At 61.5% G+C, this 25,997-nt stretch carries 24 protein-coding genes and 1 pseudogene; 16 read left to right on the forward strand and 9 right to left on the reverse strand.

Annotated features, from left to right (window positions below):
- Window positions 1–85 precede the first annotated feature (85 nt).
- The 6 genes from kdpF (at window position 86) to MKS85_RS06640 (ending at window position 8,119) form a co-directional block, all read left to right on the forward strand.
- Entirely contained in the window at window positions 86–175 is a 90-nt protein-coding gene (gene kdpF, locus MKS85_RS06615; protein WP_047226333.1) for a K(+)-transporting ATPase subunit F, read from the forward strand.
- Window positions 176–183: 8 nt separating this feature from the next.
- Window positions 184–1,878 carry a potassium-transporting ATPase subunit KdpA gene (gene kdpA, locus MKS85_RS06620; protein WP_188251180.1) on the forward strand — a complete coding sequence of 565 codons (1,695 nt, stop codon included), beginning with the start codon at window positions 184–186 and terminating at the stop codon, window positions 1,876–1,878.
- Window positions 1,879–1,888: 10 nt separating this feature from the next.
- Window positions 1,889–3,943 carry a potassium-transporting ATPase subunit KdpB gene (gene kdpB, locus MKS85_RS06625; RefSeq protein WP_188251181.1) on the forward strand — a complete coding sequence of 685 codons (2,055 nt, stop codon included), beginning with the start codon at window positions 1,889–1,891 and terminating at the stop codon, window positions 3,941–3,943.
- A 163-nt stretch (window positions 3,944–4,106) separates the two neighbouring features.
- Entirely contained in the window at window positions 4,107–4,652 is a 546-nt protein-coding gene (gene kdpC / locus MKS85_RS06630) for a potassium-transporting ATPase subunit KdpC (RefSeq protein WP_188251182.1), read from the forward strand.
- 68 nt (window positions 4,653–4,720) lie between these two features.
- Window positions 4,721–7,372, forward strand: a complete 2,652-nt coding sequence (locus tag MKS85_RS06635; RefSeq protein ID WP_076385734.1) for a sensor histidine kinase KdpD — start codon at window positions 4,721–4,723, stop codon at window positions 7,370–7,372.
- Window positions 7,373–7,420: 48 nt separating this feature from the next.
- On the forward strand, window positions 7,421–8,119 hold the full coding sequence (locus MKS85_RS06640) for a response regulator (protein ID WP_047226338.1): 699 nt from the start codon (window positions 7,421–7,423) through the stop codon (window positions 8,117–8,119).
- A 133-nt stretch (window positions 8,120–8,252) separates the two neighbouring features.
- Here the strand turns inward: MKS85_RS06640 and MKS85_RS06645 are convergent, their stop codons facing one another.
- Window positions 8,253–9,290 carry a patatin-like phospholipase family protein gene (locus MKS85_RS06645; protein ID WP_047226339.1) on the reverse strand — a complete coding sequence of 346 codons (1,038 nt, stop codon included), beginning with the start codon at window positions 9,288–9,290 and terminating at the stop codon, window positions 8,253–8,255.
- Between the two features lie 208 nt (window positions 9,291–9,498).
- Here MKS85_RS06645 and MKS85_RS06650 point away from each other — a divergent pair, with 208 nt between their 5' ends.
- The 3 genes from MKS85_RS06650 to MKS85_RS06660 all read left to right on the forward strand — a co-directional run bounded on the left by MKS85_RS06650 (window position 9,499) and on the right by MKS85_RS06660 (window position 11,686).
- Complete coding sequence (locus MKS85_RS06650; protein ID WP_039588883.1) at window positions 9,499–9,789, forward strand: hypothetical protein; 291 nt, start codon at window positions 9,499–9,501, stop codon at window positions 9,787–9,789.
- 106 nt (window positions 9,790–9,895) lie between these two features.
- Entirely contained in the window at window positions 9,896–10,657 is a 762-nt protein-coding gene (locus MKS85_RS06655) for a CHAD domain-containing protein (protein ID WP_188251183.1), read from the forward strand.
- A 231-nt stretch (window positions 10,658–10,888) separates the two neighbouring features.
- On the forward strand, window positions 10,889–11,686 hold the full coding sequence (locus tag MKS85_RS06660) for an acyl-CoA thioesterase II (protein WP_139050771.1): 798 nt from the start codon (window positions 10,889–10,891) through the stop codon (window positions 11,684–11,686).
- A gap of 8 nt (window positions 11,687–11,694) precedes the next feature.
- Here MKS85_RS06660 and MKS85_RS06665 read toward each other — a convergent pair.
- From MKS85_RS06665 to MKS85_RS06675, 3 genes and pseudogenes are all read right to left on the reverse strand, one after another.
- Window positions 11,695–11,913: pseudogene (locus MKS85_RS06665) on the reverse strand (terminase); the annotation flags it as partial.
- Window positions 11,914–12,150: 237 nt separating this feature from the next.
- Entirely contained in the window at window positions 12,151–13,632 is a 1,482-nt protein-coding gene (locus MKS85_RS06670; RefSeq protein WP_188251184.1) for a methyl-accepting chemotaxis protein, read from the reverse strand.
- Window positions 13,633–13,841: 209 nt separating this feature from the next.
- Window positions 13,842–14,648 carry a TatD family hydrolase gene (locus tag MKS85_RS06675; RefSeq protein ID WP_076385724.1) on the reverse strand — a complete coding sequence of 269 codons (807 nt, stop codon included), beginning with the start codon at window positions 14,646–14,648 and terminating at the stop codon, window positions 13,842–13,844.
- 235 nt (window positions 14,649–14,883) lie between these two features.
- Here MKS85_RS06675 and MKS85_RS06680 point away from each other — a divergent pair, with 235 nt between their 5' ends.
- The 3 genes from MKS85_RS06680 to MKS85_RS06690 all read left to right on the forward strand — a co-directional run bounded on the left by MKS85_RS06680 (window position 14,884) and on the right by MKS85_RS06690 (window position 17,400).
- Window positions 14,884–16,305, forward strand: coding sequence for a transglycosylase SLT domain-containing protein (locus MKS85_RS06680; RefSeq protein WP_188251185.1), 1,422 nt, complete (start codon window positions 14,884–14,886; stop codon window positions 16,303–16,305).
- A 99-nt stretch (window positions 16,306–16,404) separates the two neighbouring features.
- Window positions 16,405–16,839: a DoxX family protein gene (locus tag MKS85_RS06685; RefSeq protein ID WP_047226345.1), complete on the forward strand. Its 435-nt coding sequence runs from the start codon at window positions 16,405–16,407 to the stop codon at window positions 16,837–16,839.
- Between the two features lie 252 nt (window positions 16,840–17,091).
- Window positions 17,092–17,400, forward strand: a complete 309-nt coding sequence (locus MKS85_RS06690) for a hypothetical protein (RefSeq protein ID WP_047226346.1) — start codon at window positions 17,092–17,094, stop codon at window positions 17,398–17,400.
- Between the two features lie 47 nt (window positions 17,401–17,447).
- Here MKS85_RS06690 and greB read toward each other — a convergent pair whose 3' ends face one another.
- Genes greB through MKS85_RS06705 form a run of 3 tightly spaced genes read right to left on the reverse strand, consistent with a single transcriptional unit; the run spans window position 17,448 to window position 21,167 of the window.
- Window positions 17,448–17,945 (reverse strand): transcription elongation factor GreB, encoded by a 498-nt coding sequence (greB, locus tag MKS85_RS06695; protein ID WP_047226347.1) that lies wholly within the window; start codon window positions 17,943–17,945, stop codon window positions 17,448–17,450.
- A gap of 34 nt (window positions 17,946–17,979) precedes the next feature.
- Entirely contained in the window at window positions 17,980–20,484 is a 2,505-nt protein-coding gene (locus MKS85_RS06700) for an ABC transporter permease (protein WP_076385720.1), read from the reverse strand.
- Window positions 20,484–21,167, reverse strand: coding sequence for an ABC transporter ATP-binding protein (locus tag MKS85_RS06705; protein ID WP_092397715.1), 684 nt, complete (start codon window positions 21,165–21,167; stop codon window positions 20,484–20,486). The genes MKS85_RS06700 and MKS85_RS06705 overlap by 1 nt, the downstream gene beginning before the upstream one ends.
- Window positions 21,168–21,177: 10 nt before the next feature.
- On the opposite strand from MKS85_RS06705, the gene MKS85_RS06710 reads away from it, so the two are divergent.
- The 3 genes from MKS85_RS06710 to MKS85_RS06720 all read left to right on the forward strand — a co-directional run bounded on the left by MKS85_RS06710 (window position 21,178) and on the right by MKS85_RS06720 (window position 23,349).
- Window positions 21,178–21,783 carry an arylesterase gene (locus tag MKS85_RS06710; RefSeq protein ID WP_047226350.1) on the forward strand — a complete coding sequence of 202 codons (606 nt, stop codon included), beginning with the start codon at window positions 21,178–21,180 and terminating at the stop codon, window positions 21,781–21,783.
- Window positions 21,784–21,839: 56 nt separating this feature from the next.
- Complete coding sequence (locus MKS85_RS06715) at window positions 21,840–22,133, forward strand: hypothetical protein (RefSeq protein WP_047226351.1); 294 nt, start codon at window positions 21,840–21,842, stop codon at window positions 22,131–22,133.
- A 244-nt stretch (window positions 22,134–22,377) separates the two neighbouring features.
- Window positions 22,378–23,349 (forward strand): L,D-transpeptidase family protein, encoded by a 972-nt coding sequence (locus tag MKS85_RS06720; protein ID WP_047226352.1) that lies wholly within the window; start codon window positions 22,378–22,380, stop codon window positions 23,347–23,349.
- 126 nt (window positions 23,350–23,475) lie between these two features.
- Here MKS85_RS06720 and oprI read toward each other — a convergent pair whose 3' ends face one another.
- Window positions 23,476–23,727 carry an outer membrane lipoprotei OprI gene (gene oprI / locus MKS85_RS06725; protein ID WP_011335311.1) on the reverse strand — a complete coding sequence of 84 codons (252 nt, stop codon included), beginning with the start codon at window positions 23,725–23,727 and terminating at the stop codon, window positions 23,476–23,478.
- Window positions 23,728–24,359: 632 nt separating this feature from the next.
- Here oprI and MKS85_RS06730 point away from each other — a divergent pair.
- Window positions 24,360–24,641 (forward strand): GNAT family N-acetyltransferase, encoded by a 282-nt coding sequence (locus MKS85_RS06730; RefSeq protein ID WP_047226353.1) that lies wholly within the window; start codon window positions 24,360–24,362, stop codon window positions 24,639–24,641.
- A 137-nt stretch (window positions 24,642–24,778) separates the two neighbouring features.
- Here the strand turns inward: MKS85_RS06730 and MKS85_RS06735 are convergent, their stop codons facing one another.
- Window positions 24,779–25,855, reverse strand: coding sequence for a 3-deoxy-7-phosphoheptulonate synthase (locus MKS85_RS06735; RefSeq protein ID WP_003199364.1), 1,077 nt, complete (start codon window positions 25,853–25,855; stop codon window positions 24,779–24,781).
- Window positions 25,856–25,997: the final 142 nt, after the last annotated feature.

Below are 25,997 nucleotides of genomic sequence, written 5' to 3' on the forward strand. Positions count from 1 at the left end.
CCCCTCTCTCGATCTCGTTCCTTTACGCCCTCCCTGCCGACAATCACTCCACACACGGCATGACGCCGTACGACGGAGAAATCCCATGAGCCTTCTGGACGGGGTGTCGCTGCTGCTGGCAGCGGCGCTGTTCATTTATCTACTGATTGCGCTGCTGCGCGCGGATCGGAACTAGGAGTGGCTATGCACGGTTATGACTACGGGCTGATCCTCGCCTTCTTTGCGCTGGTGCTGATCCCTGCACCGTTTCTGGGGCGTTTCTACTACCGGGTGATGGAAGGCCAGCGCACTTGGCTTTCACCTGTTCTTGGCCCGGTGGAACGTGGTTGCTATCGCTTGGCCGGCGTCGATCACACCGTTGAGCAGAGCTGGCAGAAGTACACCCTGGCCTTGCTCGCTTTCAATCTGGCCGGCTTTTCGCTGTTGTTCGCGATTCTGCTGTTACAGGGGCATTTGCCACTCAACCCCGAAAAAGTGCCGGGTATGGAATGGACCCAGGCATTCAATACAGCGGTGAGTTTCACCACCAATACCAATTGGCAGTCCTACAGCGGTGAAGCGTCGTTGAGCTACCTGAGCCAGATGCTTGGCCTGGCTGTGCAGAACTTTGTCAGCGCAGCTACCGGCCTGGCCGTGCTGGTGGCGCTGTGTCGCGGAATTGGGCGCAAATCCGCTGCAACGCTGGGTAACTTCTGGGTCGACATGACCCGCGCCACCCTCTACGGGCTGTTACCGCTGTGCCTGTTGCTGGCCCTGTTCCTGGTGTGGCAGGGCGTGCCGCAAACCTTCGCGCACTATGTGCATGGGTTGACGATGCAAGGCGCGGATCAAGTGATTCCATTGGGCCCGGCCGCGAGCCAGATCGCGATCAAGCAACTGGGCACCAACGGTGGTGGTTTCTTCGGCGTCAATTCGGCACACCCCTTCGAAAACCCGACGGCCTGGAGCAACCTGTTCGAAGTTGCGTCGATCATCCTGATTCCCGCCGCGCTGGTGTTCACCTTCGGCCATTACGTCAAGGACCTGCGCCAGAGCCGGGCGATCATCGCCTGCATGCTCGTACTGTTTCTGATCGGCGGCGCTACCTCGTTGTGGGCCGAATCCCAACCCAACCCGGCGCTGCATAACGCTTCGGTGGAGCAGACCGCGCCACTGGAGGGCAAGGAGGCGCGCTTTGGCACCACGGCCACGGTGCTGTGGTCCGTCACCACCACGGCGGCCTCCAATGGCTCGGTCAATGGCATGCATGACAGCCTCAATCCTCTGAGCGGCATGGTCTCGCTGGTGAACATGATGGTCGGCGAAGTCATTTTTGGCGGCGTCGGCGCGGGGCTCTACGGGATGCTGCTGAACGTGCTGATCGCAGTGTTCCTGGCTGGATTGATGATTGGCCGTACCCCGGAATACCTGGGCAAGAAACTCGCAGCCAGAGAAGTGCAACTGCTGGTGGTGACCCTGTTGGTCATGCCGGTGAGCGTGTTGGGGCTGGGGGCCATTGCTGCGAGCCTGCCCGGACCTGCTGCAGCGGTGAGCAACCCTGGTGCCCATGGCTTCAGCCAGTTGTTGTATGCCTACACCTCGGCGGGTGCGAACAACGGTTCGGCCTTCGCCGGTTTTGGTGCCAACACACCCTTTCACAATCTGATGCTGGGCCTGGGCATGTTGATCGGTCGTTTCGGCTACATCCTGCCGGTGCTGGCCTTGGCCGGTAGCCTGGCGCTGAAGAAAACCGCGCCGATCGGCCCGAACAGCTTCCCGACCCACGGCCCGCTGTTCGTGACCCTGCTCACCGTGACCATTTTGTTGGTGGGCGGCCTGACCTTCCTGCCGACCCTGGCCCTGGGGCCGATTGCCGAACACCTGAGCCTGGGTTTCTGAGGATCTGATGATGAATATGCCAATGAGCAAAACCGTCGTCGCCAAGGCGTCGGAGCAACCGAAAACCGCGATTTCGGCCTTGTGGCGGCCAGCGCTGGTGCAAGCTTTCGTCAAGCTCGATCCGCGCCAGTTGCACCGCGCCCCGGTGATGCTGGTGGTGGAGCTGACCGCAATTCTCACCACGGTGTTGTGTTTCGTTCCGGACAGCAGCGTGCCGACTTTTGTTGCCGCGCAAATTGCCCTGTGGCTATGGTTCACGGTGCTGTTCGCCAACTTTGCCGAAGCCCTGGCCGAAGGTCGTGGCAAGGCTCGGGCAGACAGTCTCAAGGCCGGTAGCGAAGGCCTCAGCGCACGTCGCCAGACGGCCAACGGCTTTGAGGTGATAGCCGCCACCCGCCTGCGAAAAGGCGACGTGGTACGCGTCGAGGCGGGGGAGATGATTCCTGGCGATGGTGAAGTGATCGAAGGCATCGCCGCAGTGAACGAGGCGGCGATTACTGGCGAATCGGCCCCGGTCATCCGCGAGTCCGGCGGCGACCGTTCAGCCGTCACCGGCAACACGCGCCTGGTCTCCGACTGGCTGCTGGTGCGCGTCACCAGTAACCCCGGTGAATCCACCCTGGACCGTATGATCGCCCTCGTCGAAGGCGCCAAGCGGCAGAAGACGCCCAACGAAGTGGCGTTGGATATTCTGCTGATCGGCCTGACGCTGATCTTCCTGCTGGTGGTGGTGACGCTGCAGCCGTTCGCGCATTTCGCCAACGGTAATTTGCCGCTGGTGTTTCTGGTGGCGCTGCTGGTGACGTTGATTCCCACCACCATCGGCGGGCTGTTGTCGGCCATCGGCATCGCCGGGATGGATCGACTGGTACGCCTGAACGTGATCGCCAAGTCCGGCCGCGCCGTGGAAGCGGCGGGGGACGTGCATGTGCTGATGCTGGACAAGACCGGCACCATCACCTTCGGCAATCGTCGTTGTGCCGCGGTTCACGCCGCGCCCGGCGTGAGCGTCAAGGAGCTGACCGAAGGCGCGTTATTCGCTTCGTTGGCCGACGACACGGCGGAGGGCAAGTCCATCGTCGAGTACCTGCGGGGGTTGCATTCGCAACCCGAGCCTGGCGCCGAACTGCTGACCGCTGTGCCGTTCAGTGCTGAAACCCGCTTGTCCGGTGTCGATTACCAGGGCCGGGTGTATCGCAAGGGTGCCGTGGATTCGCTGCTGAGTTTTATCGGCCTGTCGAAAAGCGAACTGCCACCTGCACTGGCGCGGGAGATGGACAAGATCGCCCAGAGCGGCGGTACCCCCTTGCTGGTGTGCGTTGACGGCAAGCTGCTGGGGGCGATTCATCTGAAGGACGTGGTCAAGCCCGGTATCCGCGAGCGCTTTGCCGAGTTGCGCAAGTTGGGGATTCGCACGGTGATGGTCACCGGCGACAACCCACTCACCGCCGCCGCCATTGCTGCCGAGGCCGGCGTCGATGACGTGCTGGCCGAGGCCACACCGGAGAAAAAACTGGCGCGCATCCGTCATGAGCAGAATGACGGTCGTCTGGTGGCGATGTGTGGTGACGGTGCCAACGATGCGCCGGCCCTGGCCCAGGCTGACGTCGGCATGGCGATGAACGACGGCACCCAGGCGGCGCGAGAGGCGGCCAACATGGTCGATCTGGACAGCGATCCGACCAAGTTGCTGGACGTGGTGCAAATCGGCAAGGAACTGCTGGTGACCCGTGGGGCCTTGACGACGTTTTCCATCGCCAACGACATCGCCAAGTACTTCGCCATCCTGCCGGCGCTATTTGCCTCGATTTATCCACAACTGGGTGTGCTGAACGTGATGCACCTGAGCAGCCCGCAGAGCGCGATTCTGTCGGCCATTGTGTTCAACGCCTTGATCATCGTGGTGCTGATCCCGTTGGCGTTGCGTGGCGTGCGGGTGCAGGCCGCCAGCGCGGCGGCGCTGCTGCGGCGCAATCTGCTGATCTATGGCCTGGGTGGGATCGTGGTGCCGTTCGTGGGGATCAAGGCGATCGACATGTTGCTGACGGCGTTGGGGTTGGTTTGAGCGGATAACCAACGCTCGCCTTCACCTTGCGGGAGCAAGGCTTGCCCGCGATGAGCGATGACGCGGTGTTGGTTCAGACCGAGGTGACCGCATCGCGAGCAAGCGTTGCTCCCACAAAGTGGTTCCCACAGGTAATTTTTTCATTCAATTCGAGGATTTCTGGATGTTCACTCTGATACGCCCGGCCTTGAGCCTATTGCTTCTGATGACCCTGATCACCGGCGTTGCGTACCCCTTGCTGGTTACGGGCGTGGCGCAAGTCGCGTTTCCCGCCCAGGCCAACGGCAGCCTGATCGTTGATGCCGACGGCAAGGTCCGCGGCTCTCTGTTGATCGCCCAGGATTTCCAGGGCGATGCCTGGTTCCATCCACGTCCATCGGCGGGTGCTTTCGCCACGGTAGCCAGCGTCGCCAGCAACTTTTCCCCGAGCAATCCGGCCCTGGCCGCACGGGTGATCGGTGACGCCCAGGCCTTGCAAGTGCCGGGTCAAGGCCCAGTGCCGTTGGCGCTGCTGACCACCTCGGGCAGCGGACTGGATCCCCACTTGCCACCAGCAGCGATTGCCTATCAACTGGCGCGTGTCGCCGCCGCACGCAATCTGCCGGTATCGTCCGTGCAGCAACTGCTCGACGCTCACATCGAACAACCGCTGGTGGGGCCGCCGGTGGTGAATGTGCTGGCCTTGAACCTGGCGCTGGAAAAACTGTAGACCCCTGTGGGAGCAAAGCTTTGCTCCCACAGGGCGTTTGATCAACATCTGAAAGAGAACCCGAACACATGAGCGACTCCGGCCGCGCCGATGCACTGTTAGCCAAGCTGCCCCGCAATGACCGGGGCCGGCTCAAGGTCTTCCTGGGTGCGTCGCCGGGTGTCGGCAAGACCTACGCCATGCTGCAGGCGGCCCACACGCAACTGCGCCAAGGTGTCAGGGTGGTTGCCGGCGTGGTGGAGACTCACGGCCGCAGTGAGACTGAAGCGCTGCTCGGTGGTCTGGTGCAGCAGCCGCTGGTGCGTTCGGAGTATCGCGGTGTGATGCTCGAGGAAATGGACCTTGATGGTCTGCTCGCGGCTCGACCGGCCTTGGTGCTGGTGGACGAACTGGCCCACAGCAACGCGCCCGGCAGCCGACATGCCAAACGCTGGCAAGACATTCAGGAGTTGCTGGCCGCCGGCATCGATGTCTACACCACCGTCAATGTCCAGCACCTGGAAAGTCTCAACGATCAGGTGCGCGGTATCACCGGCGTGCAAGTTCGCGAGACGCTGCCCGACTGGGTCCTGCAGGAGGCCGATGAACTGCTGTTGATCGACCTGCCACCGCGCGAGCTGCTGGAGCGCCTGCGCGATGGCAAGGTTTATGTGCCGGAACAGGCGCGCGCTGCGATCGATGCATTTTTCAGTCAGACCAACCTCACCGCATTGCGTGAGCTGGCCATGCAAACTGCCGCTGCACAGGTGGACAACGATCTTGCCCAGGGCTATCGCCAACTGGGCCAGGCGGCTCCGGCGGTGCGGGGACGATTGTTGGTGGGGGTTGACGGTGATGCCCAGGCCGAACGTCTGGTACGCCACGCCAGCCGCGTCGCCCAGCGTCGGCATCTTCCCTGGAGCCTGGTACACGTGGACAACGGCAGCACGCGGGACGAGCCATCGCGCCAGCGCCTGCAAAATGCCCAGCAATTGGCCGAACGCCTGGGTGGGGAAGTGGTGCTGCTACGGGCCGGTGAAGTCGCCAGGACCTTGATCCAGCACGCCACCGAACGTCGCGCCACGCTGGTGCTGGTGGGGCAGTCCAGGCGGCGTCTGCGTCGGCGGCTGTTCGGTGGTGGCTTGGCTTCGCGTTTGCTGCGCGATGCCAGAGGGTTGGAAATCAACGTACTGGACCGCGATGAACAGCCCCCTGCGGCCCGTGAGCGTTCAAACGCCGCCCTGGCTGGTTTCGACTACGTGCTGGCGCTGTTGGCGACGGCGGCGGCCAGTGCGCTGGCTTGGGGGGTCTCCGGGCTTCTTCCCTTGCCTAATATCTCCCTGGTGTTTCTGATGGCGGTGTTGCTGGTGGCGGTTCGCAGCAGCCTCGGCCCTGCGCTGGCCTGCGCGGCGCTGTCGTTCCTGGCCTATGACTTTCTGTTCATCCCACCGAATTTTTCCTTCACCATCCAGCGTGAAGAAGATGTACTCACTCTGGTGTTCTTCTTGCTCATGGCGGCCCTGACCGGCAATCTTGCGGCCCGCCAGCGACGACAGTTGCAGGCGCTGCGCGAGACCCAGCAGGAAACCGGCGAGCTGCTTGATCTGTCCCGCAAACTCACCGCCGCGACCGACCGCCAGGCGGTGATCAGCGCCGCCGCGCAACACCTCAACGGCTGGCACGACCTGCAACTATGCCTGCTCAACCGTGACGGCCAGGACGGCTGGAAGGTTGAGACAGCTGAACCATTGACCTTCACTGAAGCTGAGCGCGCGGCCGCCGATTGGGCTTGGCAACACGACCAACCGGCCGGCGCCGGCACCGGGACGCTGCCGTCCGGGCGCTGGTGGTGGTGGCCGTTGTCGACAGAGGAGGGCCCGCTGGCGTTGCTGGGCGTTTGCCCGAAAGAAGGCAAGCCGTTGAGCGGCCAGCGGCGTCGTCTGCTGGCGGCCCTCAGTCAGCCACTGGCGCAGGCCCTGGCTCGGGCGCAACTGGCCCAGGATCTGGAAGCGGCGCGCCTGCACGGTGAAACCGAGCAACTGCGCAGTGCGTTGTTGGCGTCGGTGTCCCACGATTTGCGCACGCCGCTGACCTCCATGCGCGGCAGTATCGACAGCCTGCTGGCGTTGGGAGAGGCGATCCCGCTGGCCGATCGCCGCGAACTTCTGGAAGGCACCCGTGATGAAGCTGAGCGCCTGGATCGCTACATCCAGAACTTGCTGGACATGACTCGTCTCGGCCATGGGGCTCTGAAGCTGGCGCGGGACTGGGTGTCGCCGGCCGATATCGTCGGCAGCGCGTTGAACCGGTTGCGGGCGGTGCTGGCACCGTTGACGGTGGGCATCGAAGTGCCGGCCGAGTTGCCGTTGTTGTATGTTCACGCGGCGTTGATCGAACAGGCCTTGGTGAACGTGCTGGAGAACGCCGCACGATTTTCACCGACTCACGGGCGATTGCTGCTCAGCGCAGGGGCGACGGACAGCGAAGTTTTTTTCGCCGTGGCCGACGAGGGGCCCGGGATCCCTGAAGAAGAGCGCGAGAAAATCTTCGACATGTTCTATACCGCTGCGCGCGGGGATCGCGGCGGGCAGGGCACGGGGCTGGGGCTGGCGATCTGTCAGGGCATGGTCGGTGCCCATGGCGGGCGGATCAGCGTGGACACCGGCCTGGACGGACGCGGTACCTGCATCACCCTGCACCTGCCATTACAGACACAACCGGGCCTGGACGATGAAGCCTGAGCGGCGCTGGGTTACTCTCTTTCCACCTGATTGCATTGAACGGACCTCATGAGCCAGACCGCGACCCTTTTGGTCATCGATGACGAACCGCAGATTCGCAAATTCCTGCGCATCAGCCTGACTTCCCAAGGCTACAAGGTTCTCGAAGCCGGCACCGGCGCCGAAGGCCTGGCCCAGGCGGCGCTGAACAAGCCCGATCTGCTGGTGCTCGACCTGGGCCTGCCGGACATGGACGGCCAGCAGGTACTGCGCGAGTTTCGCCAATGGTCCACGGTGCCGGTGCTGGTGCTCTCGGTGCGGGCCAGCGAAGCGCAGAAAGTCGAGGCACTGGACAACGGCGCCAATGATTACGTCACCAAGCCGTTCGGCATCCAGGAGTTTCTGGCGCGCATTCGTGCCTTGTTGCGTCAGGCCCCGGCAGGCGAGGCGCGGGAAGCGGCGCTGACGTTTGGTCCGCTGACGGTGGACCTGGCTTATCGCCGGGTCCTGCTCGATGGCACCGAAGTGGCCCTGACCCGCAAGGAATACGCCGTGCTGGCGCAATTGGCGCGCCATCCCGGGCGGGTCATTACCCAGCAGCAATTGCTCAAGGACATTTGGGGCCCGACCCACACCGAAGACACCCATTACCTGCGGATCGTGGTCGGTCATCTGCGGCAAAAACTGGCGGACGACCCGACCCGGCCCCGGTTCATTGCGACCGAGGCGGGGGTTGGGTATCGGTTGTTGGGGGAGGGTGGACTTTGAGTTTGATGTTGGCTGAGCTGCCGTCATCGCGAGCAGGCTCGCTCCCACAGGCGTTGTGATGTTCTTGAATCCGCAGATCTAGTGTGGGAGCGAGCCTGCTCGCGAAGAGGCCCTCACCGCCACGAGCGCTCTATCAGTTCTGCTCATTCTCATAGCGATCCAACGTATCGCTGGCAATCTCCCGTCCCAGGGCGATCAGCTCCGGCGCCTTGTAGAATTCGAAAAACCGGCACACCCGTTTCGGCACGTTGATCAGCACATCCGGTGGATACCCGGCGATCTTGTATTGGGCCAGGGACGTCTGCATCACCTCGAAACTCTGGTTGATCAGATCCAGCAGCGAGGCCGGGCCAACGTTGTCGATGATGAACGAACCGGTCGCCGATTTCGGCGCACCTTCGGATTCCGGCGCGGCGGCCGGTTGTTGGCCCTCGGGCTCGGCGGATTCCAGCCATGGATTGATCTCGGCGGCTTCGGCTTTTAGCGCCTCCTGTTCCAGCAGCAGCAACTGCTCGGCTTGCTTGCGACGGAACGGTAGACGCGAGCCCAGGGAACTGACGAGGGTGTCGAAGCGACGCTTGAACGCTGCCGGGCGCTGGATGACCGGCAGTCGGTACTGTTTCTGGTTGGTGGCGTTGAGGTTGACCGCAATGATCAGGTCGCAATGGCTCGACACCACCGGCACGATGGGCAACGGATTGAGCAGGCCGCCATCCACCAGCATGCGGTTGCCTTGCATCACGGGGGTGAACAGGCTGGGGATCGCCGCCGAGGCGCGCATTGCCTGATGCAGGCAACCTTCCTGGAACCAGATTTCCTGCTGATTGGTCAGGTCGGTGGCCACGGCAGTGTAGGGAATACGCAGGTCTTCGATATTGAGTTCGCCGACGATCTTGCGAATTTGCCCGAAGACTTTCTCGCCGCGAATCGCCCCCAGGCGAAAGCTGACGTCCACCAGTCGCAGCACATCCAGGTAATCCAGGCTTTCAATCCAGTTACGGTAATCGTCGAGCTTGCCCGCGGCATAGATTCCGCCCACCACGGCACCCATGGAGCAGCCGGCGATGCAAGCGATGTCGTAGCCACGTCGTTCGATTTCTTCGATCACCCCGATATGGGCGTAGCCCCGGGCGCCACCCGATCCCAGTACCAATGCGACACGTTTTGTCATGACCCGGCCTCTTGTAAAACAGACTTTAACAATGCACTTATCGACGGCTGGGCTCAATCGTTGTGGCGCAGGTGTCGTTTTTTGATACGCCGTGCCGGCATTTGCGTATGCTCGCCCACACTTGTATTTACGCGGTCGGGCATTGGCACTTTTTGCGGGCTGGACCGTCTTACTTGCACGACTGTTGACCTGACTTGAGGTGTAATTGATGAAAGCCCGAATTTGTCTGCCCCTGGTGGCATCCTTGATGGTTTTGGCTCTGGCCGGTTGTGCCGGCAAGACCGCTTACCGCGATAGCTGCGGCAGCCAGCTCGACAGCGCCTGGCGCGAACTGGACCTGGCCAAGGCCGAAGGTTTTGCCGGCACCGTGAGTTATTCCAAGGCCCTGTCGTTGTTGACCGGCGCCAAGACCCAGCAGCAGTTCGAAGCGTTTGAGGGGTGCACCAAAAAGGCCGAGAAGGCCCGTTTCTACATCCGCGAATCCCGCGCAGGGCGTTAATAGCAGCGACAAGCTGTCAGCGGCAAGCTACAAGTTAGGGGAGCACTCTGCTCCTCACTTGAAGCTTGCCGCTTGACGCTCAACGCTACGTACGGAGTACGTCCCCATGATTGATCGGCTGGTGGCCCGGATACTGGGCCTGGAAGTCCGGCTGCTGGCCTGTCAGGCCCGCCTCAATGCCCATACCGACAGTGAAGCCCTGCATGACCTGCGGACCACAGTTCGCCGTTTGCGCAGCTTGCTTCGTCCGTTGCGCGGGTTGCCCGGTGTCGAGCAACTGGAAACGGCGGCTTCGGCGGTCGGCGCGCTGACCACGCCCCTGCGTGACCGGGAAGTGCTGGCCGCCTACCTTGAGCAGCACGGCAAGATCGAAGCCGCGCGGCGGCGCCAGGTGCAAATGGCCGATGCTTATCCCGCCGTTGCCGGCAGTCCGGAGCTGGCCCAATTGCTGATGGTGCTCGATGCTTTCCCGCGCTTCATTCGCGCGGCGCAACGTCAGGACCTGCTTAAAGGTCTGCGCCAACGCATCGAAAAGCGCCTGGACAAACAATGGAAGAAACTCGGCGAAGCCTTGGGCGATCCGGCCCATGATCGCCATCGTTTGCGGCTGCTGATCAAGCGCGTGCGCTACGCCATTGAAGCCTACCCCGAACTTGACCGCCTGCCCGAAGCAGCCATGCCACGGCTCAAGTCCGCCCAAGGCGCCTTGGGGGACTGGCACGATTGCTGGCAATGGCTGGCCCGGGCCAAGCAGGAAAGCGACTTGCAATCCTGCGTGCCGGTCTGGCTCAGCACCATGGAAAAGGCCGAGGCCAAGTCCGATAAAGTGCTCGATAAACTCGTTGCCAGTTGCTTCAAAAAATCCTGAGTCCTGCAGATATTCCCTTGTGGGAGCGAGCCTGCTCGCGATAGCGCCGCGTCAGTCACCAGTTATTCAAGCTGACTCACCGCTATCGCGAGCAGGCTCGCTCCCACAGTAGATTGGTGGGGTTGGGATGCCGCGGCCTATCTGTCAGTCTCTTTGGCCAGAATGAGCGGTGTGCCACCCGTCTGGGCTGGTTAAGATTCCTGCATCTTTTCCCATGTTTTCGAGGTTGTCATGCGCTTTTCCGATTTGATCGATGCCGTGCGTCGTCAGCCTGACTGCGTGATCATCGCGCCTGAATGGGGCCAGGGACGCGCCAGTTTTGGCGGGCTGGTGGCGGCGCTGCAATATGAAGCGATGCGTGCGCGGGTTCCGGCGGATCGCCCGGTGCGTTCGCTGGCGATCACCTTCGTCGGGCCGGTAGCGGCCGACGTACCCGTCAGTTTCGAAGTCGACGTATTGCGTGAAGGCAAGGCGGTCAGCCAGGTATTGGGGCGAGCGGTACAGAACGGTCAGGTAGTGACCGTGGTACAAGGCAGCTTCGGCGCCTCGCGCTCTTCCGTGGTGGCGGTCCAGGCCGACCCCGCGCCTGAGTTCAAAAGCGTGGAGCAATGCCAGGAGCTGCCCTACATCAAGGGCGCTACGCCGGAATTCATGCGTCACCTGGCGCTGTGCTGGAGTGTTGGTGGCCTGCCGTTTACCGGCAACAAATCCCGCAGTATGGGGGGCTGGGTGCGCTTGCGTGGTGATGTCAAAGAGGAGCCGCTGAACGAGGGGCACATCCTGGCATTGGTCGATGCCTGGCCTCCGGCGTTGCTACCCCATCTCAATCAAATGGCACCGGGCAGTACGCTCACCTGGACCATTGAATTCGTCCAGCCACTGCTGGAACTCACGACACTGGACTGGTGTAAATACCTGGCCGAGATCGAGCATGCTCAGGACGGTTACGGCCATGTCGCCGCCAGGTTCTGGAGCGCGGATGGTCGCTTGATCGCCCTGAGCCGGCAGACAGTGACAGTTTTCGCCTAAGGCTCTTCATGACCGTGGCACTGCAACACGAGTGCGGCAATCATGCCGAGGGAGCCGATGGCGACATTGGCCAGGCTTAGGCTGAACACCCCCGATACCATCAGCAAAAACGCGACGATGAACAGCGGCACGGCAATCTGGTGCAACACCGGATTGCTCGGGTGACCATGATGGTCAAGGCAGGTGCGCCATTGCCAGGCCGGGAAGTGGGGGTGACGTTTGCCCATGATGCTGATCCTTGAGTTCGCTAAACCGAATAACCCAAGCGTAAGCCCGGCCGGGCAGCGCGACGAATCGCGGTTGGCTATCGACGTGATAGGTGGCCATAGCCTTTCACCGTTGTGGGAGCAAGGCTTGCCCGCGATGCAGGCGCCTCGTTCCCCAGGGAGACCATATTGTCTTCATCGCGGGCAAGCCTTGCTCCCACAGATAACCCCCAGGCCAGGTCAATTGGCAGCGGGGCCCTAGAGCCTGAGCTGCCCGATCGCCTTGTTCAGCTCACCGGCCAACGTCGCCAGTTCATGGCTGGTGGTGGCCGAGTCCACCGTCTGGCGCACGGTGTTTTCAGTGACGTCACGAATACTCACGACCGCCCGGTTCATTTCCTCGGCAACCTGGCTTTGCTGTTCGGCCGCCACGGCGATCTGGGTGTTGCTCTCGCGCATCTGCGCCACCGCCCCGGTGATCTGCTCCAGAGCCTCACCGGCTTCCCGGGCCTGTTGCACGCAATCGTCGGCCTTGTAGGAGCTTTCCTGCATGAAATCCACCGCGTCCCGGGTTCCCGCCTGCAAGGCCGACACCATGGCGGTGATTTCATCCGTGGAGGTCTGTACCCGCTTGGCCAGGTTGCGTACTTCGTCGGCCACCACTGCAAACCCTCGACCCATTTCCCCGGCTCGCGCCGCCTCAATGGCCGCGTTGAGGGCCAGTAGATTGGTCTGTTCGGCGATGCTGTGGATCACGCTGACCACGCTGTTGATCTTCTGGCTGTCCTCGGCCAGGCGCTGGATCATTTCGGCGGTCTGCTGCACGCCGCGGGAGAGCCCGGTGATCGACTGTTGCACCCGGCTGACCACTTCGCGGCCATTGCCGGCCAAGGTATCGGCGCTTTTCGACAGGTCGCGGGTGGCGCCGGCATGTTGGGCGATGTGATAAACCGTAGCGGACATCTCGTTGATCGCCGTCGCCGCCTGATCGGTTTCGCTTTGCTGGCCGAGCATGCCGTGGCGAACATCGTTCATGCTCGATGCCAAGCGTGCTGCACCGCTGTCCAGTTGCCGGGCAGTGCTGGCAACGGTGTCAACCACACGTTGATATCCGGCTTGCATGGCATTGAACGCCGCCGCCATCTGGCCCACTTCGTCCTTGCAGGCCAAGGGGACGCGGGCGGACAGGTCACCGGTTTTTTCCACGTGCAGCATCACATCCTTCAGGGTGTTGAGTTGGCTGAGCAGAAACCGGATTAGCAGCTGCGATGCGCCCAGCATGGCCAGCATCAACACGAACACCGCCACGGCGTATTGGCTGAAGCGTTCCCTGAACACCTGGCTCAGGCTTGCGCCTTGGGCCAGCACGGCGAGCTGTTGGCCGTCACCGCCACGGATTACTTCGGCGCCCAGCAGTGGGTTGTCGCCCAACAGGGGGCTGGCCGAGAGTGCTACCCAGCCGTTGGCCTCTGCCAATGAAGGTAATGATTGATCGTTCAACGTGAGAGTCTGGCCGCGCTGGAATGCCAGCAGGTGATCGGCCTTGGGCAATGGCTGCCCGGCAGGCCAGGCATTGAGCAAGCGTGCCTGGGCCTGGGCGTTCGCCTGGGCCGCATGGTTGCGCGCTTGTTGTTCAAGCTGCACCGCGTAGAGTACGAGCAGCAAGGTCGTGACAAAGGCGACCGCATTGACCGCCCAGAATTTGTACTTCAGTGAGATATTGCTAAGCCAGGCACCCATGGAAGGTCTTCTCTGATAGCGGAAACAGTTTTGGCAAGGTGCCATTATTGTGCCGCTATCCAAGGTGCGGGGTGTTGATATGGGTCAACAGACAACGCCTATCCCCTGTGGGAGCGAGCCTGCTTGCGATAACGGTGTATCAGTCGGCCTATGGGCAAGCTGATCCACTGCTATCGCGAGCAGGCTCGCTCCAACAGGTTTTCATTGGGTCAGGAGAGGGTGGGCAAGCCAAAAAACGCGCGGGCACAGGCGGTGCTATGGGCAGCGAGGTCTTCCTGGCTTTCGCCCCGGTGCAAGGCGACTTCGCGCAACGTTTCCGTCAGGTAGGCCGGTTCGTTACGACCATTCTTGGGTTTGGGGCGCAGTGTGCGAGGCAACAGGTACGGTGCATCGCTTTCAAGCATCAAGCGAGTGCGAGGAATTTCCCGTACCAATGGATGCAGATGGGTGCCCCGGCGCTCGTCGCAGATCCAGCCTGTGATGCCTATATGCAAGTCCAGGTCGAGATAGCTGAACAGGGCCTTTTTCTCACCGGTAAAGCAGTGCACCACCGCTGCGGGCAATTGGTCGCGAAAATCCCGCAGGATTTCCAGCAGTCGCTGATCGGCATCACGTTCGTGAAGAAAGACCGGCAATTGCAACTCCACCGCCAGGGCGAGGTGTTCTTCCAGGACTTTTTCCTGCTGCGGGCGCGGGGAGAAGTCCCGGTTGAAATCCAGCCCGCATTCACCCACTGCGCGAACGCGGTCTTGTTTCAGCAGGTCTTTGAGGTGCCTGGCGCTATCGGCGGTCCAGTCGCTGGCGCTATGGGGGTGAACACCGGCGGTGGAAAACAGCCGCTCCCCGGTGTCATCGAGGCGCTGGCACAGCTCAAACGCCTGTTCGCTGCCGTCGACGCTGGTACCGGTCAAGACCAGTTGGCAGACACCGGCTGCATAGGCGCGCTCAAGCACGGCCTCATGTTTGTCGGCAAAACTGGGGTTGGTCAGGTTGACGCCGATATCGATGAGTTGCATGGTGCTACCTCGACCCAAAGGCCGCAAAGCATATCAGAGCTGTAGATTTATAAGAAAAGCCAAGAACTACAACGAGTTGAGGCTGTCTGTTGAGGCCGCCAGACCGGTCGGGTTGGTATAAACGCCAGCACTGTGCCAGTCTTTCGCACTTTTCAGCGCCCCAGGTGCTCTGTTTCTGTCGACCCCAGCTTCGATATTTCAAGGCTGCGGGCCGCGGTATCCTTTCGGAGAGTGGATGACACGTCCCCAAGTGTTGTTGCTGCTGTGTTGTTCGCTGTTGCTGCCGATGCCGGCCGAGGCGCGGCTGCCCGGCCCGGTACAGGTGGTAGCGCCGACTACGGTGCGCGACCTTGCGCAAATCCGCAGCAGCCGGGTGCTGAAAGTTTTGGTCAACCAGAGCCGCAACAGCTCTGGCGAAGTCAAGGGGCAACCCATTGGCGTCGAATATCATCGCTTACGTGCCTTCGAGCAATACCTCAACGGCCACGCTCGGGATGACCAGAAAATCACCCTCAAGATCATTCCCAAGGCCAAGGACCAACTGCTGGGCGCCTTGCAGCGCGGAGAAGGCGATCTGGTCGCGCCCGGCGAGTTGCTCGAGCCCCTGGCTGGCCTTGCGGTCAGCGCCAGCCATCCGATTCGCACCGACGTGCCGTTGCTTCTGGTGGGAGCCAAGGGCCAACGGCGCTACACACGCGTAGAGCAACTGTCGGGCAAAACCCTGGCCCTGCCCAACGGTAGCGCCGCAGGGGAGGCCTTGAGTCAGATCAACCAGAAGCTGGCACTGCGTAAATTACCGCCGGTGAAGATCGAGTGGGTCGACCCGACCCTGGCGGTGGAAGATGTGCTGGAAATGGTTCAGGCCGGGATTTTCCATCTGACCATCGTCGAGCAGCCCATTGCCGAACGCTGGAGCAAGATCCTGCCCAAGCTGCGTTTCGACCGGCAGGTGCTCATTGGCGAGCCGGCTGACGAGTACTGGTTTGTCCGTCGTGACGCCGCCATGCTGCGAGCGAGCATCGACCGCTTCCTGACGACTTATAAGGCGCCTTCCAATCAGGACGCGGCGTTTCTGCGCATCTATCGCCGCTTGTACCGGGTTCACTATCCGCTGGCCCGTGCCAATCGCCAGCGTCTTGAGAAACTGCGCCCAGTGCTGCAAAAACATGCCACGGCCCAAGGCATGGATTGGCTGAACCTGGCGGCACTGGCGTTCAAGGAGTCTTCCCTGCAACCCAATGCCCGCAGTGGCAGCGGCCCTACGGGTCTCATGCAGATTACCCCTTCAGCAGCCCAGAGGGTCGGGGTGCGCAACATCCAGAACCTGGACGCCAACGTGCAGGCTGGCGCCAAGTACCTGGCCTTGATACGCCGAAAGTTTTTCGCCAGCCCCAAGCTCAATGAGCGCGAGCGAATGGCCTTCGTCCTGGCCGCCTACAACATGGGGCCTGAGCGTGTCCAAGGCATGCGGGCCGAGGCCAGGCGGCGGGGACTCAATCCCAATCAGTGGTTCTTCCAGGTCGAACGCATCGCCATGGAGCAGGTGGGAATGGGCGCAGTAAGCTACGTTAATAGTGTGAACAAATACTATCTGGCATTTGATCGTGAACGGGAGTCGCTGGAACCCAGGGAACAAAAGGTTGTTGTGCGTAAATGATCGAGTAAACTGATTGGTATCACGGATTTTTTCCGCTTTTATCATGCATTTTGTTGATTAATATAGCGGCCAACCCACTTATCCCAAGGAATGAACCTAATGAGCACTTTCATCAACAAAGTTCTGTTTACTCGCGCTGGCTATGGCCTGACTGTCCTGCGCATCGTTGTCGGGATCATCTTCGCCGCCCACGGCTCCCAGAAACTCTTCGGTCTGTTCGGTGGCTACGGCCTGACGGGGACGGCGCAGTGGATGGAAAGCATTGGCCTGACCCCCGGTTATCTGATGGCGACACTGGCCGGCGGCACCGAGTTTTTCGCCGGGCTGGCCTTGATCATCGGTCTGCTGGCCCGTCCAGCGGCGCTGGGACTGGCCTTCCTGTCGCTGGTGGCGATTTTCTCCGTGCACATTGGCAACGGTCTGTTCATGGCCAACAACGGTTATGAGTTTGCCCTGGCTTTGCTGGCAGGCAGCGTCGCGGTGCTGATCGAAGGTGCTGGCAAGTTGTCGGTCGACCAGGCCATCGCCCGCTGATTGCATACCTGAATCATTGAAGGCCCGTCTGGAACGGGCCTTTTTTGTGCGCGCAGATTCTTGACACTGGCCGGTCAGCTTCTCTAGGATGCCGCTCATGCGCCGATTTAAACAGCTACTTGCGGGGCGCCAGGTGACTCATTCAGTCACCGATAGAAGCCGGTCACACGGGGCTTCGAAATACCGCTAAAGCGCTGGTTCGGTGTTGCCTCTCACCTGCCATGCAGACTTTTGAGGCAGAGACACGACACGATGAACGCATCCAGCCCCCTTGTACGTCTTGCGCCGATCACGGCGAACCTTCTGCAACGCAATCCAAAAATCCTTCTGGGCGGTACTCACCAGCCTACGTTATTGCGCTATCTCGACGGCTGGCCGCGACGCAACCACGGGCCGGCGGCGTTCCTTATCCAGTTTGTCGAAGACGGTGAGTCTCTGGCGCGTTTTGCCGATGACAGTTTCGATCTGGCCGTTATCCAGTCCCCCAGTGCGGCGCACGCCAGCGAAATGATCCGGCAATTGACCCGGGTGGCCCGACAGGGGCTGATTACCCGCCGCTGAGGTGAGCTGAGATGACTGGGTTTTTCGGGCCTTGGGCCGGTGAAGCTTTATATGTATTCAATGTGAGTGACATATAAAAGTTGTTCACCTGCGGGTGTCTGAACCTTGATCTCAGCATCCAGCGCTTTGCCGATCAACGCCCGCGCCAAGGGCGAGTCGATGCTGATGAGGTTCTTTTTCAGGTCCAGTTCGTCGGGGCCGACGATGCGATAGCGAGACTCTTTGCCGTCCTCATCTTCAACCGTGACCCAAGCGCCGAAATACACTTTGTTCGGGTCACTGGGTTTTTCACTGACCACCTTGAGGGCTTCCAGGCGCTTGGTGAGGAAACGCACGCGGCTGTCGATTTCCCGCAGCATTTTCTTGCCATAGGTGTATTCGGCGTTTTCCGAACGATCCCCCTGGGCCGCCGCCTCGCTGACTGCTTGGGTCACCTGAGGGCGGCGCACATGCCACAGTTCATGAAATTCAGCGCGCATCCGCGCCTCGCCCTCAGGGGTGATCAACGCGGTGCCGGCGGTGCGGGGTGGGCGATAACGGCTCATGGCAACTTCTTGTGGTGGCGAAGCCGGGAGTCTATCAACCCTCGCGCAAGACTGTCAGCGGGCTGGCATTGAGGGCTCGACGCGTGCCGAACACACCAGCAGCCCCGATCAATAATGCTCCCACCAAAGGCAGTACCAGCAGCCATGGATGCGGATGCCAGGGCAGGTCGAACGCGTAACGATAAAGCACCAGGCTCACCAGTTCCGAACCCAAGGCCGCGAGCAAGCCACTGACCGCACCCAACAGCCCGAACTCGATGCGCCGGGCCTTGACCAGCAGGGCTCGTTCGGCACCCAGGGCGCGGAGCAGCGCACCCTGGTGGATCCGTTCATCGAGGGTGGCTTGCAGGCCGGAGAACAGCACGGCCATTCCCGCAGCCAGTACAAACAGCAACACATATTCCACGGCCAGGGTGACCTGGGCCAGGATGCTGCGCAACTGCTCGAGCAGGGCTTCGACTTGCAGGATCGTCACCGCCGGGAAGGCCCTGGACAGGTCGACAATCTGCTGGTCGTGGCCCGCCGCCAGATAGAAGCTGGTCAGATAGGTGGCCGGTAGATCCTTCAGCGTGCCGGGTTGGAAGATCATGAAAAAGTTAGGCTGGAAGTTGTCCCAGTTGATTTCTCGCAAGCTGGTGACCTTCGCCTCGCGATTGACGCCGCCCACGTTGAAAACCAGACGGTCCCCCAGCTGGATCTTGAGGTTCTCGGCCACCTTGCCTTCTACCGAAACGCCCGGAATATCGTCCGGCGGTTGCTGCGGCCACCAGGTCCCGGCCGTGACGACGTTGCCCGCCGGCAGGTCCGCAGCCCAGGTCAGGCTCAGGTCGCGCTGCAGGGCCCGGTCACCAGCCGAGTCCTTGGTGACAAACTCCTTGGCCGGCTCGCCGTTGATACTGATCAGGCGTCCCGGTACCACGGGGTAGAGCGGCGCCGATTGCGCCGACAACGCTAGCAGCTTGTCGGTGAAGGCCTGCTTGTCGTTGGGCAAGATATTCAGGGCGAAATAGTTCGGGGCGTTTTTCGGCAACTGGTTTTGCCAGGTGTCCAGCAGCTCGCCGCGCAAGAGGGCGATCAGCGCCATGGACAACAGAATCAAGCCGAATGCCAACGCCTGGCCGGCCGCCGCCAAGGGGTGGCGCAGCAACTGGCCCAGGCCGAGCCGCCAGGGTAACGAGGCGCGGGCCAGCATCCTGCGCAAGCTTTGGAGCAGCAGCAACAGCAGGCCGCCGAGCACCAGTGCTGCGATGACGCCACCGCCGAGCAGGGCGAACGTCAGGACCAGGTCCAGGCTCAAGCGCCACATGATCAGGCCAAGGGCACCCAAGGCGGCCCCATAGACCACCCAGGTGCTGGAAGGAATCGGCAGCATGTCCCGGCGTAAAACGCGCAAGGGGGGTACCCGTCCCAGCGCGGCCAGAGGGGGCAGGGCGAAGCCGGCCAACGCCACCATTCCGGTGCCGATTCCGGCAATGGCCGGCAGCAGGCCACCCGGCGGGACGGTCGTGGGTAACAGGTCATGCAGCAGTGCAAACAGACCCAGTTGGGCGACCCAGCCAAGCAGCGCACCGCTGAGGCTGGCCAGCAGGCCCAGCACGGTCAATTGCAGGCTGAACAGCACCATGGTTTCCCGGCGTGACAACCCCAGGCAACGCAGCAGTGCGCTGGCATCAAAGCGTCGGGTGGCAAAGCGGTTGGCCGAGAGGGCGACGGCGACGCCGGACAGCAGCACCGCCACCAGGCTGGCCATGTTCAGATACCGTTCGGCCTTGCCCAGGGCGCCACCGATCTGCCGGTTGCCATCGCGTGCATCCTGCAGCCGCTGATTGGGCTCCAGGCCCGGCTTGATCAGGTCGCGGTAGGTTTGCAACGCTGGTGCCGGGCCGCGCCACAGGTCGCGATAACTGACGCGGCTGCCGGGCTGCACGACGCCGGTAGCGTCCAGGTCCTTGAGGTTGATCATGACCCGGGGCGTGAGGCTATAGAAATTGCCGGCGCGATCCGGTTCGTAGGTCAACACACGGCTCAGGCGCAGGGGCTGGTTGCCGACGTCGATGCTGTCGCCTATTTTCAGGTCCAGTGCCGTCAGCAGCCGTGCTTCAACCCAGGCCTCGCCTGGGTTCGGTCGCCCGCCGGTTTCTTCCGGGGCGAACGGGGCAGGGGCGCTTTTCAGTTCGCCGCGCAGGGGGTAGATGTCATCGACGGCCTTGACGCTGGAAAGTTGAATGCCATTGTCGGTGGCCACGACGCTGGAAAACTCCACCACCCGGGCATGTTCGAGGCCCAGATCGGTGCCGCCGCGAATCTGTTCGGGACGGGCAGGCGAGCTGCCTTCGAGCAGCAGGTCGGCGCCAAGGAATTCGGTGGCGCGCATCATCATCGCGCCGTTGAGACGGGCTCCGAAGTAACCGATGGCGGTACTCGCCGCCACCGCCACCAGCAGGGCGAAGAACAACACCCGCAGTTCGCCGGCGCGGGCGTCGCGCAGCAATTGGCGGACAGCGAGACTGAACAGACGCAACAGCGGCAAGCGTGCCATCAAGGCTCCAGGGGGGCGACCATCTGGCCGGCTTCAAGTCGAATCAGGCGCCGGCAACGATGGGCCAGGCGTTCGTCATGGGTGACCAGCACCAGGGTCGTGCCGCTTTCTTTGTTCAACTCGAACAGAAGATCGCTGATGCGCTCACCGGTGTGGCTGTCGAGGTTGCCAGTGGGTTCGTCGGCAAACAGCACGTCCGGCTCGGCCGCAAAGGCACGGGCAATCGCCACGCGTTGCTGCTCGCCGCCGGAGAGCTGGCGGGGCGAATGGGTCAGACGCTGGCCCAGGCCGACCCGCTGCAGCAACTCCGTAGCGCGTTCGCGGGCATCCTGGCGACCATCAAGTTCCAATGGCAGCATGACGTTTTCCAGCGCATTGAGGCTGTCGAGCAACTGGAACGACTGGAAGACAAAGCCGACATGCTCGGCGCGGATCCGGGCCCGCTGGTCTTCATCCAGAACGCTGAGGGCTTGACCTGCGAGAGTCACTTCACCGCTGCTGGGCAGGTCGAGGCCGGCCAGCAGGCCCAGGAGGGTGGATTTGCCGGAACCGGATGCGCCGACAATGGCCAGGCTGTCGCCCTTGTTCAGTTCCAGGCTGAGTTCGTGCAGGATAGTCAGTTCACCTTCCGCGCTGGGAACCACTTTGCTAAGGTCCTTCGCGGTGAGAATGCTTGAGCCCATGGAGAATCCGATGCGTGTGTGGTTTTTGAGTGCCGGCCTGGCCCTGATGTGCATGGCCCAGAACGCAGCGGCGGGTACAGTCCTGATCGTTGGCGATAGTATCAGCGCCGCTTTCGGCCTGGATACCCGGCAAGGTTGGGTATCCTTGCTCGAACAACGGCTCAAGGCCGAAGGTTTCGACGACAAAGTGGTCAATGCTTCTATCAGTGGTGACACCAGTGCAGGCGGCCAGGCGCGGCTGCCGGCGCTGCTTGCAGCCCATAAGCCGGACCTGGTGATCCTGGAACTGGGTGGCAACGATGGCTTGCGTGGACAGCCGCCAACGCAATTGCAACAAAACCTTGCAGCGATGATCGACAGCTCCCGCGCCAGCGGTGCCAAGGTACTGCTGCTGGGCATGCAGTTGCCGCCCAATTATGGGCAGCGCTACACCGATGCCTTCGCCCGGGTCTACAGCACCCTGGCCGAGGAGAAAAACGTGCCGCTGGTGCCATTTTTCCTTCAGGACGTTGGCGGTGTTCCGGGGATGATGCAGGGCGATGGCTTGCACCCGTCCGTCGCGGCTCAGGGCAAGTTGCTGGAAAATGTCTGGCCGACGCTAAAACCGCTGCTGTGACGCTTTTCTACAGGCGGTCTTTCGGCTAATGTGGCGCCCCCGATTTGGAGCCCCCGATGCCGCGTCCCGCCTGGTCCCTGTTTGCCTACCAACTGATCGAGCCTGACGAACAGCTGGACCTGTTCGCCTGCCAGGAAGTGCGGGTGCATCTGGTGACCCGGCAACTGGAGCTCGGTGGCTCGGCCGACCGGACCCTGTGCGGCAGCCTGCTGCCGGCCCAGCCGCGCTGGTCGGCTGTTGACCGCAAGATATTCCAGGACCATCGCCTGTGTTCATTGTGCCGGGCGATCCTGGAGTCCCAGAAGCGCGGCACCTCGCCGATCTGGCCGGAACTGCGGTTCGAATTGTAATTCCCCAGATCCCCGGTATGCCCCCTTGTGGGAGCGAGCCTGCTCGCGATGGCGGTGGGCCTGCTTGCATTGATGTTGGATGTGCCGCCGCTATCGCGAGCAGGCTCGCCCCCACAGGTTTTTATTTCAGTCTCCAGACATGCTAGGCATCGGACGCCTCATTGTCGCCCTCCCCGAAATAACGGGGGGCGGTGTACAATCACAGTCTTCATACCCTCTGTTCGACCTGCAAAGGATTTCCCGGATGTTGCTGCGCTTGCCTGCCGTCACCCGCTGCCTGTCTCTTGCCGCCCTGTGCATGGCTGGTCCCGTTGCCGCCCTGGAGCTGCCTCTGCCACCGCCAGGCGAAGACATTGTTGGCCAGGTGCAGGTCATCAAGGCCAAATACGAAGACACCTTCGCCGACCTGGGCACTACCTACGACCTGGGCTACACCGAGATGGTCGCTGCCAACCCGGGCGTCGATCCCTGGTTGCCGGGTGCGGGCACCGAGGTCGTGCTGCCGACCCGTTTCATCCTGCCGCCTGGCCCGCGCGAAGGCATCGTGATCAACCTCGCCGAGTACCGTCTCTACTACTTCCCCAAGGGCCGGAATGTGGTCTACACCTTCCCGCTGGGCATTGGCCGTGAAGGTTGGGGATCGCCGATCGCCCACACCAGCATCATTGCCAAGACCCCGAATCCGACCTGGACTCCGCCGGCCTCGATCAAGGCTGAGCATGCCGCCGACGGCGATCCGTTGCCGAACGTGGTGCCGGCCGGTCCCGATAATCCCTTGGGTCCGTTCAAGTTCACCCTGGGCACCCCGGGTTACCTGATCCACGGTTCGAACAAGAAGTTCGGCATCGGCATGCGCACCAGCCACGGCTGCTTCCGCATGTTCAACAACAACGTACTGCAGATGGCCGGCATGGTGCCGGTGGGCACCTCGGTACGGATCATCAACGATCCCTACAAGCTGGGTGTGAGCGGTGGGAAGGTTTATCTGGAGGCCCACACGCCGCTGGACGACAACGGCAACCCATCGGTGGTGGACAAGCACACCGCGGTGATCAACACGATGCTCAAGCGTGAGGACATCACCAGCAACCTGCGCATGGACTGGGATGTTGTGCGTGATGTGGTGGCGGCCGAAGACGGCCTGCCGGTCGAGATCGCCGTTCCGAATACTTCGGCACCGATGGTCTCCAGCGCGCCGATCGATCTGCAACAGTAAAACCTGCAATAGAGACCCGCCGGCGTTTCGCGATGTCGGCGGGTTTTTTATCGCCTGGGGAAACGCCGGGCAATAAAAAAGCCGACCCAAAAAATGGGTCGGCTCGATAACAATCCCGGAGGACTATTACTTGCGGCTAGCTTTTTCCAGCATGCGCAGAGCACGCTCGTTAGCTTCGTCAGCAGTCTGTTGTGCTTTTTGAGCAGCAGCCAGAGCTTCATCAGCTTTACGGTAAGCTTCGTCTGCACGAGCTTGGGCGCGAGCTGCTGCGTCTTCGGTAGCAGTCAGACGTGCTTCGGTTTCTTTCGATGCGCTGCTGCAACCGGTAGCCAGAACTGCGGCCAGGGCCAGAGCAGAGAATTTCAGAACGTTGTTCATCGTGTTCCCCTTCAAGGACTTTCTATTAAGTGACTGTCTCCTCACAGCGAGGAGTTAGCCGGCGTACATACTACCCATTACTTGTAGTAAGTAAACTGACGTCGCGCAAGAAGCAAAAAAATTGTAGGCGGTGATTCTTTTTCGAGCAACTTTTTGGGGTGTTGTTTAAAAAATATGCAGCCTCCGGCACCTGGCTTGAGCGCGTCATTGAGCAAAAGTTCCGTGCCCGGGAGAACTTTCCTTAAGCCGTTAACGTCGTTGTTTATTGATTCGTCTACACTTTTGAGCGTTTTTTGCTCAGGGGGGCGGCTATCTTTATTGGTGTTGGCGGTGACTTTAATAACCGGCGCTCGTCTCACGACTCAACAACTGGCGATGTTCAGCTATTGCGCCTTGGCCGACTAGCGCGTGACGGTGGCGCTCAATCGATAAACCCGACCGGGTTTTACCCCCATTGACGGGCGTGCCTTGAGCATTTGCGTCATTGGTGCCTACTATTCACGACGTGCTCGGGGTTGAGCGGTGGGTGTTGGCGCTCGGTGACCAGACAGGCACGGGGTGGCGTAGATGTTCCTTCGCCGGAAAAACATCGGTAAGGTAGGGGTCAGCATTCAGACCCGCGAGGAGTAGTGATGAGCGAGGCGTTGTCCATCCACCATGACCAGGCTGGTCATCAGTTCGAGACCAATGTGGACGGTCATCGTGCCTATCTGACTTATATGGACCTGGGCAAACAGACCCTGGATATCTATCGCACCTTCGTGCCCAATGCCTTGCGCGGACGCGGCATTGCGGCGGCGCTGACCGAAAGGGCGCTGCAATACGCCGACGAAATGGGCTACACGGTGATCCCGTCCTGCTCCTACGTGGAGCGCTACATGGAGCGTCACCAGCGTCACGCGGCCAAGCTCTGACCTTACGGATTCCCCAATAAAAACGCCGGGCTGAAAAGCCCGGCGTTTTTTTTAGCCTTGAAAAGAGCAAAGGTCGCAGCCTTCGCCTACACATAGCCGGCCTAGGCGCCGTCGAGTGCCACGAGGCTGCGATCCTTTTAGCCACGCTGACGTTTAGGCAACACGTCCTTGAGCTTGGCATGCATGCTGCGCAGGGTGTTCTCGGTTGCGCTCCAGTCGATGCAGGCATCGGTGATGGACACACCGTACTGCAAGTCCGCCAGATCCTTGGGGATCGCCTGGCAGCCCCAATTCAAATGGCTTTCGACCATCAGGCCGATGATCGACTGGTTGCCTTCCAGAATCTGGTTGGCCACGTTCTCCATCACCAGCGGTTGCAGCGCCGGATCCTTGTTGGAGTTGGCGTGGCTGCAGTCGACCATGATGTTCGGCTTGATCTTGGCCTTGTTCAGTGCCTGCTCACACAGCGCGACGCTGACCGAATCGTAGTTCGGTTTGCCGTTGCCACCGCGCAGCACCACGTGACCATAAGCGTTGCCCTTGGTGGTGACGATCGAGACGCCACCCTCCTGGTTGATGCCCAGGAAGCGGTGAGGGCTGGAAACCGACTGCAAGGCGTTGATCGCCACGGTGAGGCCGCCGTCGGTGCCATTCTTGAAACCCACGGCCGAGGACAAGCCGGAGGCCATTTCACGGTGAGTCTGGGATTCGGTGGTCCGCGCACCGATGGCCGACCAACTGATCAGGTCCTGCAAGTATTGCGGGGAGATCGGGTCCAAGGCTTCGGTGGCGGTGGGCAGGCCCATTTCGGCCAGATCCAGCAGCAATTGGCGACCGATGTGCAGGCCATCCTGGATCTTGAAGGAGTCGTCCAGGTACGGGTCGTTGATCAGGCCTTTCCAGCCGACGGTGGTGCGCGGCTTTTCGAAATACACCCGCATTACCAGGTACAGGGTGTCGGAAACTTCCGCCGCCAGCACTTTCAGGCGCTCGGCATATTCGTGGGCGGCCTTGATGTCATGGATCGAGCAGGGCCCGATGACCACGAACAGGCGATGGTCGGTGCCGTCGAGAATGTTGCGAATGACTTCCCGGCCCTTGGTCACGGTGCGCAGTGCAGCGTCGCTCAGGGGGATATCGCGCTTGAGCTGGTCAGGCGTGATGAGGGTCTCGTTGGAGGCGACGTTAAGGTCATTGATCGGTAAATCAGCCATCGTGTTACTCGTCAGGTCACGGGTGCCGGCCGCCAGCGATCCCCGCGCGGCGGTGCACAGCGGATTTAAGCGCGTCGGGGAGCGGAACCTTAGCGCGTTACGAGGTTGCTCGACAATGGGCAGGGACGGGTTAATTGCGGCG

Source organism: Pseudomonas sp. JL2 (assembly GCF_031570495.1).
Classification (GTDB): Bacteria; Pseudomonadota; Gammaproteobacteria; order Pseudomonadales; family Pseudomonadaceae; genus Aquipseudomonas; species Aquipseudomonas rhizophila.